The following is a 13,836-nucleotide window of genomic DNA, read 5'->3' as shown; positions in this document are numbered from 1 at the left end:
CCGGACCAGGGCCGGGCGGGGGGCGAGGGGTGCCATGGTAGTTTCGTTGTACGGGCGCAGCCGTTGTATGCTGCTCCGGTTGCCCGATGAAAGTCGGGCTATTCCCCCGGCAAGCCACTTCAGATTCCTGATTCCGGCACGCCGGATTTCACTGTAAGTGCATCTGAAGTCTTTGGAGTGACCCGTGGCTGCCAACTGCGACGTCTGCGGCAAGGGGCCGGGCTTCGGCAACAACATTTCGCACTCGCACCGCCGTACGTCCCGTCGCTGGAACCCGAACATCCAGCGCGTGCGTGCCGTGGTCGGTCGGACGCCGAAGCGGCTCAACGTCTGCACCTCGTGCATCAAGGCCGGCAAGGTCTCGCGCTAACCGCGACGTTTGTCGTAGCGCAGCCCTCCCGGTTGCCTTGAAAAGCCGGTCCACATGACGTGGACCGGCTTTTTGCCGTCCCCGCGCGGCTTCCCGGCGCACCTGGTGCCGTGACCGTGCGCAGTCCGTTGCGGTTCGCCAGCGCCGGAAAGCGGTTCGCCGGCGCGTCGAAGGGGCGCGGGGCACGCCGCGACCGGCCACGACGGACCCCCGCCCGGGACTTCACCTGCTCACGCTGAGGACCGCGGGTGACGCACATCCTCTCCGGCGGCACGCTCAGCGAAAACGCCAGCCATGGTCGACCGGCCCGATCCCACCGCCCAGCGCGTACCCCGCGGCGATCGCGCCGGTGACGTACTCCTTGGCCGCGTGCACGGCCTCGGGCACCGTGAGCCCCTTGGCGAGCCCCGCAGCCACGGCGGACGCGAGTGTGCAGCCGGTGCCGTGGGTGTGCCGGTTGTCGTGGCGGGGGGCGCGCAGCCAGTGTTCGTCCCTGCCGTCGGTGAGCAGGTCCACGGCGTCACCCGCGAGATGCCCGCCCTTGATCAGGGCCCAGCGCGGTCCGAGGTCGAGCACCGCGCCGGCCGCGCGCCGCAGGTCGGACTCGTCCGCCACCCGGCATCCGGTGAGCTGGGCGACCTCGTCCATGTTCGGGGTGGCCACGGTCGCGGTCGGCAGCAGCTTGCCGCGTACCGATTCCAGCGCGGACTCGGCGAGCAGCGGGTCCCCGTGCTTGGAGACCCCGACCGGGTCGACCACCACGGGCACGTCCGTGGCGGACAGCAGTTCGGCGACGGCCTCCACGAGTTCGGCCGACGCCAGCATGCCGGTCTTGACCGCGTCGACGCCGATGTCGTCGGCGACGCTGCGGTACTGCGCGCGTACCGCTTCGGCCGGAAGCTCCCAGGCGTCCTGCACCCCCAGCGAGTTCTGGGCCGTGACCGCGGTGATCACGCTCATTCCGTGCACGCCCAGCGCCAGCATGGTCTTGAGGTCGGCCTGGATCCCGGCCCCGCCGCCGGAGTCGGATCCGGCGACGGTGAGCACCCGTGGCGGCGCCTGGGCGGCGGGCTTCACTGTCACGACCCTTCCCCGAAGTGGTCCCAGCCGCCCTTGCTGGTCCAGGGCGCCCCGTCCACGGTCACCTGGGGCAGCGCGGACGGGTTGAGCACCTCGCCGATCACCTTCCAGCGGGCGGGCAGTTTCGCGTCCGGGGGGAAGGTCGCGACGATGGCGTGGTCCTCGCCGCCGCTGAGCACCCATTGCAGCGGGTCGACCCCGACGGCCTGGCCGATGTCGTTCATCTGCGTGGGGATGTCGATGAGTCCGGAGCGCAGGTCGATACGGACCTTGCTGGCCTCCGCGATATGGCCGAGGTCGGCCACCAGTCCGTCGCTCACATCGGTCATGGCGGTGGCACCGAGCCCGGCCGCGGCGGGCCCCGCGTGATACGGCGGTTCGGGCCGGCGGTGGGCCTCGACAAAGGCGCGGGGTGAGCGGAAGCCGCGTGAGAGCACCGCGTGCCCGGCGGCGGACCAGCCCAACCAGCCCGTGTAGGCGACGACATCGCCGGGCTGGGCGCCGGCCCGGGTCACCGGGTCGTGGTTGCGCAGATCCCCGAGTGCGGTGATCGCGACCGTGATGGTGTCGCCGCGTACGACGTCTCCGCCGACGACCGCGGCCCCCGCGACCTGGCATTCGTCGCGGATCCCGTCCATCAGCTCGGTGGCCCAGGTGACGGGAAGGTCGGCGGGCACGACCAGGCCGAGCAACAGCGCGGTCGGCACCCCGCCCATGGCCGCGATGTCGGCGAGGTTCTGCGCCGCGGCCTTGCGGCCCACGTCGTAGGCGGTCGACCAGTCGCGCCGGAAGTGCCGTCCCTCCAGCAGCAGGTCGGTGCTGGCCACCACCCTGCGGTCGGGGGCGGCCACCACCGCGGCGTCGTCGCCGGGTCCGAGACGTACGGCGGGGGTGGAGGTGAGGCGGGAGGTGAGCTCCCTGATGAGCCCGAACTCCCCCAGCTCGCCCACGGTGCCCTTCATTCCTGTGCTCCTTCTGCCCCAGTGCGCTTGCGGTCGCGAGCCGTCACTGCTGTCGGTACGGTCGAGTAGGCCGAGCAGCCGGTCAACTTCTGTGCTGTGTGCGCCACGCTGCGCGCACCTCGGAGCGCGCAGGTCTCCCCGCGGCCCGCGGCGACGCGATACCGTGGCGTCCCTTCTCCCCACATGATCCTCGTGGCCGCCCTGGAGGTTCCGTGGTACAGGCGTACATCCTTATTCAGACCGAGGTGGGCAAGGCGTCGACAGTCGCCGACACCATCTCCAAGATCCCGGGGGTGATCCAGGCCGAGGACGTGACCGGTCCGTATGACGTGATTGTGCGCGCCCAGGCCGACACAGTGGACGAGCTCGGTCGCATGGTGGTCGCCAAGGTCCAGCAGGTGGACGGCATCACGCGAACGCTGACCTGCCCGGTCGTGCACCTGTAGCCCCCGTCTACCCTTGGCCGGTGATGTCCTTTCACCGGCTTGCCTCCCTGCCCGCCACGGCCGCGGTGCTGCTGGCCGTCGCGGGCTGCTCCGCGGACGCCCCCGCGGTCGCGGTGCCCACGCCCCCTCCGCAGGAGACGGCGTTGTGCCGCGCCCTGCACAAGGCGCTCCCGGATTCCGTGGCCGGAGTGGAGCGCCAGGACCCCGAACCGCGCTCCCAGCTGACCGCCGGGTGGGGGGACGCCGCGATCGTACTGCGCTGCGGTGTCCCCCGGCCCGCGGGGATGAGTGATCCGCAGGGGCAGGCAGTCGAGGTCAACGGCGTCAACTGGCTCGTGGAGGAGCGCGAAGGCGACGGTCCCCGCCTCACCACCGCGTCCCGCAAGACATATGTCGAGGTCACGCTGGGGAAGCAGTACGCCCATGACCTCGGGCCGCTGACGGATCTGGCGGAACCGGTGACGAAGACGGTCCCGGGACTCTTCACCGACGAGCACACAGGACACGCAGGACATGGGAAGCATTGAGAGGCTTCCCGTGCGAAACGATTCTGCATGAACCGTTCCGCACGGTACGTACGGAACGGCGCGGTCCGTTCAGCGCCTCAGCGCAGCCCGGTGGAACGCCGTAGCGCCGCCTGGATCAGACGGTCGACGAGCTCCGGGTAGCTGATCCCGCTCTCCTGCCACATCCGCGGGTACATCGAGATCGGCGTGAAGCCGGGCATGGTGTTGATCTCGTTGATCACGAACTCGCCGTCCTCGGTGAGGAAGAAGTCCGCGCGGACCAGCCCCTCACAGGACGCGGCCTCGAACGCCGCGACCGCCAGCCGCCGCACCTCGGCGGTCTGCTCATCGGTCAGCGGTGCCGGCACCAGACCGTCGGCCGAGTCGATGTACTTGGCCTCGAAGTCGTAGAAGTCGTGCGCGGACACCGGCGGGATCTCGGCGGGCACGCTGGCACGCGGGCCATCCTCGAACTCCAGCACTCCGCACTCGATCTCACGTCCGCGCAGCAGCGCCTCGACCAGGATCTTGGGGTCGTGCCGCTGCGCTTCCTCGATCGCCTCGTCGAGTCCGGAGACGTCGTCGACCTTGGTGATGCCGATCGAGGACCCCGCACGGGCGGGCTTCACGAAGAGCGGCCAGCCGTGCTCGCCCGCGAAGTCGATGATCTTCTTTCGCGCGGCGGAAGGATCCTGCACCCACTCACGGGGCCGGATGACCACATACGGGCCGACCGGCAGGCCGAAGGAGGTGAAGACCCGCTTCATGTACTCCTTGTCCTGGCCGACGGCCGAGGCGAGCACACCCGAGCCGACGTACGGGACGCCGGAGAGCTCCAGCAGGCCCTGGAGGGTGCCGTCCTCACCGTAGGGGCCGTGCAGCATCGGGAAGACGACATCGACCTCACCGAGTGCCTTGGGCACGGAGCCGGGCTCGTTGTAGACCACCTCGCGGCTGGCAGGGTCCACGGAGAGGGCGACACCGCCCTCGGTGGATTCGGCGAGCGCGGTGACCGACGGCAGCGTACGGTCGGCGATGGCCATCCGCTCCGGGTCGTCGGTGGTCAGCGCCCAGCGGCCGTCACTGGTGATGCCGATGGGCAGCACGTCGTACTTGGTGCGGTCGATGGAACGCAGCACGGCACCGGCCGTCACGACGGAGATCGCGTGCTCGGAGCTACGGCCGCCGAAGACCACCGCGACACGCGGCTTGCGGGACGCCTCGCCCTGCTCGGAGGGGAGGTCGGGGCTGTGGAACGGGTTCTCGCTCATATCGCGACGAGACTACCTTGCGCCTTCGCAAGGACGGCAGGCCCGCGCCGGGGCGCCCCCCTTTGGGAGGCTCGGTCCCCCTGCGTGCTGGACGAACCCGGCTCACCCGGCCCGTCTCACCCGCCCACACCGCTCCAAAAGGCTCCACGGGCGCCGGGACACCGGGAAACCCGCGCCGCCCGGCCGGAAACTCAGTGCCGTTCGGGTTTCGCGCTGCGGGACATCAGTTCCTTGAGCGCGACGACCGGGGGCTTGCCCTCGTGGACGATGGACACCACCGTCTCCGTGATCGGCATGTCGATACCGTGCCGCCTGGCCAGATCCAGTACGGACTCGCAGGACTTGACGCCTTCGGCCGTCTGCTTGGTGGCGGCGATGGTCTCCTGGAGGGTCATCCCCCGCCCGAGATTGGTGCCGAAGGTGTGGTTCCTGGACAGCGGGGACGAGCAGGTGGCGACAAGGTCGCCGAGTCCCGCGAGGCCCGAGAAGGTCATCGGGTCGGCGCCCATGGCGAGGCCCAGACGCGTGGTCTCGGCGAGGCCACGCGTGATGAGGGTGGCCTTGGAGTTGTCTCCGAGACCCATTCCGTCCGCGATGCCGACGGCGAGGCCGATGACGTTCTTGACGGCGCCGCCGAGCTCGCAGCCGACGACGTCGGTGTTGGTGTAGGCGCGGAAGTACGGGGTCATGCAGGCGGACTGGATCCGCTGGGCGACGGACTCGTCGGCGCAGGCCACCACCGCCGCGGCGGGCTGGCGGTCGGCGATCTCCTTGGCGAGGTTGGGGCCGGTGAGGACCGCCACCCTCCGCCTGACGTCGTCGGCCGAGGCGCCGCCCGGCGCCCCGGCGACGACTTCCGTGATGACCTCGCTCATCCGCTTGGCGGTGCCGAGTTCGACGCCCTTCATGAGGGAGACGAGGACCGTGTCAGGGGCCAGCTTCGGCGCCCATTCCGCGAGGTTGGCACGCAGAGTCTGGGACGGCACGACCAGCACGGTGAAGTCGGCCCCGTCGGCGGCCTCGGCGGCGTCGGTGGTGGCCCGCACCGTCCCGGGGAGTACGGCTCCCGGGAGATAGTCGGGGTTGGTCCGGGTGGTGTTGATGGCGTCGACCGGCTCGGCGCGACGGGCCCAGAGGGTGACCTCGCATCCTGCGTCCGCGAGGATCACCGAGAAGGCGGTGCCCCAGGATCCGGCGCCGAATACGGCAGCCTTGACGGGACGGGTCACTTCATCCCCTCCTCGGCGGCCTTGCGGCGCTGTTCCGCGCGCGCCATTCCGTGGTCGTAGGTCTGACCGGGCGCCTTCTCGCCGCGTACCTCCTCGAGGATGGCGGTGATAGCGGCCATGATCACCTCGGTCGCCTCGCGCAGCACCTCCGGCGTGGGCTCCATCCCGTAGAACCGGGAGAGGTCGACGGGCGGTCCCGCCTGCACGATCAGGGTCTTGCGCGGGAACAGCTGCAGCTTGTTCTCCTTGGCGTACGGCGGCATCGCCATGTTGGCGCCCCACTGGGCGACTGGGATGACCGGCGCCTTGGTGAGCAGGGCGACCCGGGCGGCACCGGTCTTGCCCGCCATGGGCCACATCTCGGGGTCGCGGGTCAGCGTCCCCTCGGGGTAGAAGGCCACGCACTCGCCGCGCTGGATGGCGTCGACGGCGGCCCGGAAGGCGTCCATCGCGTTGGTCGTCTCGCGGTAGACGGGGATCTGGCCGGTGCCGCGCAGGATCGAGCCGACGAACGTGCCCTTGAAAAGGGCGGCTTTCGCCAGGAAGCGGGGCACGCGTCCGGTGTTGTACTGGTAGTGCGCGTAGGACAGCGGGTCCAGGTACGAGTTGTGGTTCACGGCGGTGATGAATCCGCCGTCGACCGGGATGTGCTCCGTTCCCCGCCAGTCCCGCTTGAACAGAACCACCAGCGGCGGTTTCGCGATGACCGCCGCCAGGCGGTACCAGAAGCCGATTCTGCGGCGGGACACTCGGACACCTTCCTCTATGACCTGGCGGCTGCCGGCTGCTGCCTGGCTGCTGGGGGTCAAGTGTCGCCCCGAGCCCCCGGTCTGTCGAGAACACCGTACGCCCCGCCCGGCTGCCGGACGGTCCGGGTCGCCGTGCGGGAAGGTCACGATGCCGCCACGCGGGCGGGTCACGGTGGCGCCGCCCGGTCGGGTCACAATGAGGCCGTGCACTGGTCACTCGTCGTTCCGCTGAAGCCCCTCGCCCTGGCCAAGAGCAGGCTGACGGAGGCCACCGGTGCGACCTTCCGGCCTCGACTCGCGCTGGCCTTCGCCCAGGACACGGTGGCCGCGGCCCTGTCGTGCCCCGCGGTGGCCGATGTGGCAGTCGTCACTGACGATCCGCTGGCAGGGGCCGAGCTGGCCGCCCTGGGCGCCCGGGTCGTGCCCGACACCCCGGCCGCGGGGCTCAATGCCGCGCTGGCACACGGGGCGGAGGTGGTGCGCGCCGGGCGTCCGGGCGCGCCGGTGGCCGCACTCAACGCGGATCTGCCGGCGCTGCGAGCAGCGGAATTGGCTCTGGTGCTGGGGACCGCCGCGCAATTCCCGCGGGCTTTCCTCCCGGACTCGGCGGGAATTGGCACCACTTTTCTCGCGGCCGGACCGGGCGCGGAATTGCGTCCCGCATTCGGCGGGCCCTCACGAAACCGGCATTTGCGGTCCGGGGCCGCGGAAATTGCGGTGGCCGGCACCGACTCGGTGCGCCGGGACGTCGACACCGCCGATGACCTGCGGGCCGCGCTCGCCCTGGGGGTGGGCCCCCGTACGGCGGCGCACTGCGCCGGACTGCCGCTACTGCGGGAGCACCTGGCTCGGATGATCGTTCAGGGTCGCTCAAGCGGCTCCGGATACGCCGGATACGCTCTCGGTATGCAGGCGACCGCGTACACGTATGACTCAGAGACCCGGAGCGGCAGTGTGCTGCTGGACGACGGGACTCCGGTGGACTTCGACACCGCGGCGTTCGACGCCGGCGGGCTGCGACTGCTGCGGCCCGGGCAGCGGGTGCGTATCGAGACCGAGGGGCAGGGCGATTCCCTGCGGATCACGCTGGTGACGCTTCAGACCCTCTGAGCGGTCGACGCCTTCGGTGCGGGCTCTCGGCCCGCCGGGGCGGCCGGCCCACATCGGCCAGGGCATGCCGCGGGCCGGGCTCCCTGGAGGAGCCCGGCCCGTCGCGTGAGTGGCCCTGGGGTGCCGCGCCGCTTACTTCTTGCGGGCAGTGGTCTTCTTGGCGGTGGTCTTGCGCGCCGTGGCCTTCTTGGCCGGTGCCTTCTTGGCGGGGGCGGTCTTCTTCGCCGCGGCCTTCTTCGCCGTCGTCTTCTTCGCCGCGGTCTTCTTCACGGCTGCGGTCTTGGCGGCAGTGGTCTTCTTCGCCGTGGTCTTCTTCGCCGCAGCGGTGGTCTTCTTGACGGCGGTGGTCTTCTTCGCCGCGGCCTTCTTGGCGGTGGCCTTCTTCGCGGCGGCCTTCTTGGCGGCGGTGCCGACCTGGAGGCTGCCCTTGGGGGCCTTCTTGACGGCGACTTCGCCACCACGGGGGAGCTTCTTCGACCCGCTGACCAGGTCCTTGAAGCCCTGGCCCGCGCGGAATCGCGGCACCGAGGTCTTCTTGACCCGTACGCGCTCACCCGTCTGAGGGTTACGGGCGTAGCGGGCGGGGCGGTCGACCTTCTCGAACGAACCGAAGCCGGTGACCGAAACCCGGTCGCCGCTGACAACCGCGCGGACGATCGCGTCGAGGACCGCGTCGACCGCTTCGGCGGCCTGCTGACGGCCGCCCATCTTGTCAGCAATCGCTTCTACGAGCTGCGCCTTGTTCACTTCTTCCCCTTCGGAGACATAGCCGGAACGAAAGTGTTCAAGCTTTTTCGCACGTTAGGCAGATATATACCGCAAATCAAACACGAAACGGGCTAATCACCCTAGTGCCGCAACGAAGTCGACCGTCGCGGCCACCCGGCGGAGCCGTATATCGGCGCCGTCGTCGGGCGGTCAGTCACCTTGAGGGAAACGGCCTTCATCGAGGTCGCTCATCAGCCGGTCCAGGCGCCTGGCGGCGTCGGCGAGATCGTGCTTGGCCGCGGCCGTGACAGCCAGCAGCTTCCGGGACAGCGCCATCCTTACGCCCTCCGGGACTTGCAGTTCGCGCACACGGGTATGCGCTTCTTTCAGCCGGTCGGCGACTGCCTGATAGAGCTCGAGTTGGCTGTCGCGTTCCATGCACCGATTGTGCCATCTGAGGCGAGTTGTCGCCCCGGTGGGTCTCAACAAGCGACCGCGCCCCCCGCCGGACGGCGGGGGGCGCGGTATCGGAAAAGCGCTGCTCAGACCTCAATTGTGCGGGGCTTGAAGGCAGGCCGCGAGCCCTCGTAAGCCGCGATGTCGGCTTCGTTCTGAAGGGTGAGGCTGATGTCGTCGAGGCCGTTCAGCAGCCTCCAGCGGGCGTTCTCATCGAGCTCGAAATCGGCCGTGAGACCCCCGGCGCGCACCTGGCGCTGCTCCAAGTCAACAGTGATTTCGGCCAACGGGTCCGACTCGGTCAGCTCCCAGAGCCTGTCCACCGTCTCCTGGGGCAGAACCACGGTCAGCAGACCGTTCTTGAGCGAGTTGCCGCGGAAGATGTCGGCGAAGCGGGACGAGACGACCGCCTTGAACCCATAGTTCTGGAGCGCCCAGACGGCGTGCTCGCGCGAGGAGCCGGTGCCGAAGTCAGGCCCTGCGACCAGGACCGTCGCACCCTGCCGCTCCGGTCGGTTGAGTACGAAGTCGTCGCTCTTGCGCCAGGCCTCGAAGAGCCCGTCCTCGAAGCCGTCGCGGGTGACCTTCTTCAGCCAGTGGGCCGGGATGATCTGGTCGGTGTCGACATTGCTGCGGCGCAGCGGGACGCCGCGACCGGTGTGCGTGGTGAATGCTTCCATGGCGGTCAGACTCCGGCGGGCGTACGGGCGGCGGACAGGTCGGTCAGATCGGCGGGCGAGGCCAGATGGCCGACCACCGCCGTGGCGGCCGCGACCTGCGGTGAGACCAGATGGGTACGGCCGCCCTTGCCCTGCCGCCCCTCGAAGTTGCGGTTGGAGGTGGACGCGGAGCGCTCACCGGGGGCCAGCTGGTCGGGGTTCATGCCCAGGCACATCGAGCAGCCCGCGTGCCGCCATTCGGCACCGGCCTCCTTGAAGACCTTGTCGAGCCCCTCTTCAACGGCTTGGAGCGCGACCCGCACCGAGCCGGGGACGACCAGCATCCGTACGCCGTCGGCGACTTTGCGGCCGTCCAGGATCGAGGCCGCGGAGCGCAGGTCCTCGATACGGCCATTGGTGCAGGAGCCTACGAAGACGGTGTCGACCTCGATGTCCCGCAGCACCTGTCCGGCGGTCAACCCCATGTACTCCAGGGCCCTTTCGGCGGCGTGCCGCTCCGAAGCGTCCTCGTACGAAGCCGGGTCGGGGACGTTTGCGGAGAGCGGGGCGCCCTGGCCCGGGTTGGTTCCCCAGGTGACGAACGGGGAGAGCTCGGCGGCGTCGATGAAGACCTCGGCGTCGAAGACCGCGTCGTCGTCCGTGCGCAGCGTCTTCCAGTACTCGACCGCCGCATCCCAGTCCTCGCCCTCGGGGGCGTGGTCGCGACCCTGCAGGTAGTCGAACGTGGTCCGGTCGGGGGCGATCATGCCCGCCCGGGCTCCGGCTTCGATCGACATGTTGCAGATGGTCATGCGGGCCTCCATCGAGAGTTTCTCGATGGCGGAGCCGCGGTACTCCAGGATGTAGCCCTGACCGCCGCCGGTACCGATCTTCGCGATGATCGCCAGGATCAGGTCCTTGGCGGTGACGCCGTCGGGCAGCTCGCCCTCGACGGTGATCGCCATGGTCCTGGGACGGGCGAGCGGCAGCGTCTGGGTGGCCAGCACGTGCTCGACCTGGGAGGTGCCGATACCGAACGCCAGCGCGCCGAAGGCGCCGTGGGTGGAGGTGTGGGAGTCACCGCAGACCACGGTGGTGCCGGGCTGCGTGAGGCCCAGCTGCGGTCCCACCACATGGACGACCCCCTGCTCGACGTCGCCCAGCGGGTGCAGCCGGACTCCGAACTCCGCGCAGTTCTTGCGCAGGGTCTCCAGCTGCGCCCGGGAGACCGGGTCGGCGATGGGTTTGTCGATGTCGAGCGTCGGGGTGTTGTGGTCCTCGGTCGCGATGGTGAGGTCCAGCCGCCGCACCCGGCGGCCGTTCTGGCGGAGGCCGTCGAACGCCTGGGGGCTGGTCACCTCGTGCAGGAGGTGCAGATCGATGAAGAGGAGGTCGGGCTCGCCCTCGGCGCGCCGGACGACGTGGTCGTCCCAGACCTTCTCCGCGAGTGTCCTACCCATCGCTTTCCCTCCGGCCCGGCAACGCTGCCCAGGCCCAACTAGAGATCAATTGCGCAGCACCGCGCCCACCGGTTGCAGGCCGAGGAACGCGGGCCCTCGTGCAGCTGTACAACCAGGTTCGCAACTTCTCGGAGAATTTGAACTTGCGTTTCACAGAGTGAGACATGAATATCGTTGCATGGACAACTCTAGTGGCGTCGGTGTTCTCGACAAGGCAGCTCTGGTACTGAGCGCGCTGGAGTCCGGCCCGGCCACCCTCGCCGGGCTGGTCGCGGCGACCGGGCTTGCGCGACCCACGGCACATCGCCTTGCCGTGGCCCTTGAGCACCACCGGATGGTGGCGCGCGACATGCAGGGCAGATTCATCCTGGGTCCCCGGCTGTCGGAGCTCGCCGCAGCGGCAGGCGAGGACCGGTTGCTGGCTACGGCTGGGCCCGTGCTGACTCATCTGCGCGACGTGACCGGCGAGAGCGCGCAGCTCTATCGCCGGCAGGGCGACATGCGGATCTGCGTGGCCGCCGCCGAGCGGCTGTCCGGATTGCGGGACACGGTGCCCGTGGGCTCGACGCTCACGATGAAGGCCGGGTCATCGGCTCAGATCCTGATGGCCTGGGAGGAGCCGGAGCGGCTGCACCGGGGCCTCCAGGGTGCCCGCTACACGGCGACGGCCCTGTCCGGGGTACGCCGCAGGGGCTGGGCACAGTCGATCGGCGAACGCGAGCCGGGTGTCGCCTCGGTCTCCGCCCCGGTGCGCGGCCCGTCGAACCGGGTGGTGGCCGCCGTATCGGTGTCCGGGCCGATCGAGCGCCTGACCCGGCATCCGGGCCGTATGCACGCCCAGGCCGTGATCGACGCCGCGGCCCGCCTGTCGGACGCGCTGCGCCGGGCGAGCTGAGCCGCTCCACCGGAAATCCGGTGCGTCACCCGCAGGCCGCGGGGGTCCCCCGCGGCAGCAGGGAGGCGCCAGAAACCCAGAGGGAGGGCTCGTCGTGCCTGCGCAGCCCCCCGCGCTTCTTGGGCAACAACCGGACGGGACCCCTGCCGCCGTTCCGACGCCACGGCGGCAGGGGTCCGAACCTCGAAGACTCAGGCAGCCTTGAGACGGTCTGCGGCCCGGTCCCCGCGGCGGCCGACCGGGACGATTCCCGTCGCCGCGCCGAGGCCGAACTCGGGCATGTTGACATACACGGACTCATAGGCGCCGGCCGGGACCACATACGTCTCGTGCCAGAAGCCGACCTTGCCCCTGCCATCCCGCATCCGGCGGTTGAAGGCCGCCCAGGCGGGCCGGTGCACCCCACCCCGGTCGGAGGCGTAGGCGAGCAGCTTCTCCTTCGACTCCCAGTACTGGACCAGGTAGAGCAACCGAGGGCCGCCCAGCAGATACTGAAAGCCGAGCAGTCCGCGCTCCTTCTCCTCGGAGAGCTCGGCGACCATCCGCGGCATGGCCGCGGCCACCGGCAGCCAACTGCGCAGCGCACGGAAGTTGTTGATGCGCATCCCGATGAGGAAGACCGTCACCCCGTCCTGCGACTGCGCCGTCATACGCCCCTGAACCGGCTGCTTGCCCATGGCTGGCCTCCCTGGCGAGCACGATTGGATAGTGGAGCTATCTATAGTTAGATAGTGCCACTCTCCAAGGAAAGGTGCAAGCAGATGAGGATGGCGGAGCTCAGCGAACGCAGCGGTGTACCCGCCGCGACGATCAAGTACTACCTGCGCGAGCAGCTGCTGCAGCCCGGGCGGCGGGTCAGTGCCACCCAGGCCGACTACGACGACGGGCACCTGCGCCGACTCCGGCTGGTGCGCGCGCTGATCCAGGTGGGCCGGATACCGGTGGCCGCAGCCAGGGACGTGATCGCGGCCATCGGGGACGACTCCCTCGACCACCACATGCGTCTCGGGGCGGCGGTCTGGTCCCTGCCGCACGGCCCGGAGCCGGACCAGGACGACACCGCGGCGGACACGGCACACCGCACCGCCGGGGATCTGATGGAACGGCTCGGCTGGGACTTCGGCCGCCAGGCGGGCGCCGAGTCGCCCGCGTACCGGATGCTGGTCGCCGCGATCGCCACCATGGTCCGGCTGGGCTACCCCTGCGATGTGGAGCAGCTGCTCCCCTACGCCCGCAGCGCGGGCGAACTGGCCGTCGCCGACCTGGACTTGGTGGAGCGCTACGAGGACGAGGAAGCCCAGGTGGAGGCGGCGGTGGCCTGCACCGTGCTGTACGAGCCGGTGCTGCTGAGCCTGCGCAGGCTGGCGGAGGCAGAGGAGTCGTACCGGCGCTTCGGCTGATGAGCCCGGGAACGCATGAAGGCCCTCCCCGCACGGGAAGGGCCTTCACGTCCTGTACCCCCGACCGGATTCGAACCGGCGCTACCGCCTTGAGAGGGCGGCGTGCTAGGCCGCTACACAACGGGGGCTTTGCAGATGAGCTCTGCGAGCTGGCCTACCTGGACTCGAACCAAGACTAACTGAACCAGAATCAGTCGTGCTGCCAATTACACCATAGGCCATGGTGGTGTAGACCAGTACCCCCGACCGGATTCGAACCGGCGCTACCGCCTTGAGAGGGCGGCGTGCTAGGCCGCTACACAACGGGGGCCCTAGCGATCCCATCCGACAGAAGACGGATGATGTCACCACTGGATCATCGGGAGCGACCCGAACGATTCAGCAGGATGGATCTGTACCCCCGACCGGATTCGAACCGGCGCTACTGCCTTGAGAGGGCAGCGTGCTAGGCCGCTACACAACGGGGGCTTTGCAGATGAGCTCTGCGAGCTGGCCTACCTGGACTCGAACCAAGACTAACTGAACCAGAATCAGT

General features: G+C 69.6%; 15 protein-coding genes, 4 tRNA genes and 1 pseudogene. 6 read left to right on the top strand and 14 right to left on the bottom strand.

Annotation, left to right across the window (positions count from 1 at the left end):
* Positions 1-184 precede the first annotated feature (184 nt).
* Complete coding sequence (rpmB, locus tag ACFV6V_RS06315) at positions 185-370, top strand: 50S ribosomal protein L28 (RefSeq protein WP_003957616.1); 186 nt, start codon at positions 185-187, stop codon at positions 368-370.
* 276 nt (positions 371-646) lie between these two features.
* On the opposite strand, the gene thiD is transcribed toward rpmB, so the two are convergent.
* Positions 647-1,453 (bottom strand): bifunctional hydroxymethylpyrimidine kinase/phosphomethylpyrimidine kinase, encoded by an 807-nt coding sequence (thiD, locus tag ACFV6V_RS06310; RefSeq protein WP_385559872.1) that lies wholly within the window; start codon positions 1,451-1,453, stop codon positions 647-649.
* Positions 1,450-2,412, bottom strand: a complete 963-nt coding sequence (locus tag ACFV6V_RS06305; RefSeq protein WP_361288497.1) for a thiamine-phosphate kinase — start codon at positions 2,410-2,412, stop codon at positions 1,450-1,452. The genes thiD and ACFV6V_RS06305 overlap by 4 nt, the downstream gene beginning before the upstream one ends.
* 212 nt (positions 2,413-2,624) lie before the next feature.
* Between ACFV6V_RS06305 and ACFV6V_RS06300 the strand changes: the two genes are divergently transcribed.
* Together ACFV6V_RS06300 and ACFV6V_RS06295 are read left to right on the top strand one after the other, a co-directional pair.
* The gene (locus ACFV6V_RS06300) at positions 2,625-2,858 is read left to right on the top strand and encodes an Lrp/AsnC family transcriptional regulator (protein ID WP_017947604.1); all 234 of its coding nucleotides are present in this window, start codon (positions 2,625-2,627) and stop codon (positions 2,856-2,858) included.
* Between the two features lie 23 nt (positions 2,859-2,881).
* Positions 2,882-3,385 carry a DUF3515 domain-containing protein gene (locus ACFV6V_RS06295; protein ID WP_385560198.1) on the top strand — a complete coding sequence of 168 codons (504 nt, stop codon included), beginning with the start codon at positions 2,882-2,884 and terminating at the stop codon, positions 3,383-3,385.
* Between the two features lie 77 nt (positions 3,386-3,462).
* On the opposite strand, the gene ACFV6V_RS06290 is transcribed toward ACFV6V_RS06295, so the two are convergent.
* From ACFV6V_RS06290 to ACFV6V_RS06280, 3 genes are all read right to left on the bottom strand, one after another.
* Positions 3,463-4,635 (bottom strand): D-alanine--D-alanine ligase family protein, encoded by a 1,173-nt coding sequence (locus ACFV6V_RS06290; RefSeq protein ID WP_385559869.1) that lies wholly within the window; start codon positions 4,633-4,635, stop codon positions 3,463-3,465.
* A 191-nt stretch (positions 4,636-4,826) separates the two neighbouring features.
* Complete coding sequence (locus ACFV6V_RS06285) at positions 4,827-5,864, bottom strand: NAD(P)H-dependent glycerol-3-phosphate dehydrogenase (protein WP_385559866.1); 1,038 nt, start codon at positions 5,862-5,864, stop codon at positions 4,827-4,829.
* A complete protein-coding gene (locus tag ACFV6V_RS06280; protein WP_385559864.1) occupies positions 5,861-6,613 on the bottom strand; it encodes a lysophospholipid acyltransferase family protein in 753 nt (250 codons plus the stop codon). The genes ACFV6V_RS06285 and ACFV6V_RS06280 overlap by 4 nt, the downstream gene beginning before the upstream one ends.
* 204 nt (positions 6,614-6,817) lie before the next feature.
* Between ACFV6V_RS06280 and cofC the strand changes: the two are divergent.
* Positions 6,818-7,432 (top strand): annotated as a pseudogene (gene cofC / locus ACFV6V_RS06275) (2-phospho-L-lactate guanylyltransferase); the annotation flags it as partial.
* A gap of 423 nt (positions 7,433-7,855) precedes the next feature.
* On the opposite strand, the gene ACFV6V_RS06270 reads toward cofC, so the two are convergent.
* The 4 genes from ACFV6V_RS06270 to leuC form a co-directional block, all read right to left on the bottom strand.
* Complete coding sequence (locus ACFV6V_RS06270) at positions 7,856-8,470, bottom strand: HU family DNA-binding protein (protein ID WP_385559861.1); 615 nt, start codon at positions 8,468-8,470, stop codon at positions 7,856-7,858.
* Between the two features lie 171 nt (positions 8,471-8,641).
* Complete coding sequence (locus ACFV6V_RS06265; protein ID WP_361288512.1) at positions 8,642-8,869, bottom strand: hypothetical protein; 228 nt, start codon at positions 8,867-8,869, stop codon at positions 8,642-8,644.
* Positions 8,870-8,973: 104 nt separating this feature from the next.
* Positions 8,974-9,567, bottom strand: a complete 594-nt coding sequence (leuD, locus tag ACFV6V_RS06260; protein ID WP_385559858.1) for a 3-isopropylmalate dehydratase small subunit — start codon at positions 9,565-9,567, stop codon at positions 8,974-8,976.
* Between the two features lie 5 nt (positions 9,568-9,572).
* Complete coding sequence (leuC, locus tag ACFV6V_RS06255) at positions 9,573-11,006, bottom strand: 3-isopropylmalate dehydratase large subunit (RefSeq protein ID WP_385559856.1); 1,434 nt, start codon at positions 11,004-11,006, stop codon at positions 9,573-9,575.
* Between the two features lie 178 nt (positions 11,007-11,184).
* Between leuC and ndgR the strand changes: the two genes are divergently transcribed.
* On the top strand, positions 11,185-11,901 hold the full coding sequence (gene ndgR / locus ACFV6V_RS06250) for an IclR family transcriptional regulator NdgR (protein WP_361288521.1): 717 nt from the start codon (positions 11,185-11,187) through the stop codon (positions 11,899-11,901).
* A gap of 191 nt (positions 11,902-12,092) precedes the next feature.
* Here ndgR and ACFV6V_RS06245 read toward each other — a convergent pair whose 3' ends face one another.
* A complete protein-coding gene (locus tag ACFV6V_RS06245; RefSeq protein ID WP_385559853.1) occupies positions 12,093-12,578 on the bottom strand; it encodes a DUF4188 domain-containing protein in 486 nt (161 codons plus the stop codon).
* Between the two features lie 84 nt (positions 12,579-12,662).
* On the opposite strand from ACFV6V_RS06245, the gene ACFV6V_RS06240 reads away from it, so the two are divergent.
* Positions 12,663-13,301, top strand: a complete 639-nt coding sequence (locus ACFV6V_RS06240; protein WP_385559850.1) for a MerR family transcriptional regulator — start codon at positions 12,663-12,665, stop codon at positions 13,299-13,301.
* Between the two features lie 55 nt (positions 13,302-13,356).
* On the opposite strand, the gene ACFV6V_RS06235 is transcribed toward ACFV6V_RS06240, so the two are convergent.
* The 4 genes from ACFV6V_RS06235 to ACFV6V_RS06220 form a co-directional block, all read right to left on the bottom strand.
* Positions 13,357-13,429 (bottom strand) — tRNA-Glu (locus tag ACFV6V_RS06235).
* A 21-nt stretch (positions 13,430-13,450) separates the two neighbouring features.
* A tRNA-Gln gene (locus ACFV6V_RS06230) sits at positions 13,451-13,522 on the bottom strand.
* A gap of 16 nt (positions 13,523-13,538) precedes the next feature.
* A tRNA-Glu gene (locus ACFV6V_RS06225) sits at positions 13,539-13,611 on the bottom strand.
* Positions 13,612-13,696: 85 nt separating this feature from the next.
* Positions 13,697-13,769 (bottom strand) — tRNA-Glu (locus tag ACFV6V_RS06220).
* Positions 13,770-13,836: the final 67 nt, after the last annotated feature.

This window comes from Streptomyces sp. NPDC059828 (assembly GCF_042731955.1).
Lineage (GTDB): Bacteria > Actinomycetota > Actinomycetes > Streptomycetales > Streptomycetaceae > Streptomyces.
The sequence above is the reverse complement of the archived record's forward strand: the minus strand, read 5'-3'. Positions and strand labels throughout refer to the sequence as shown.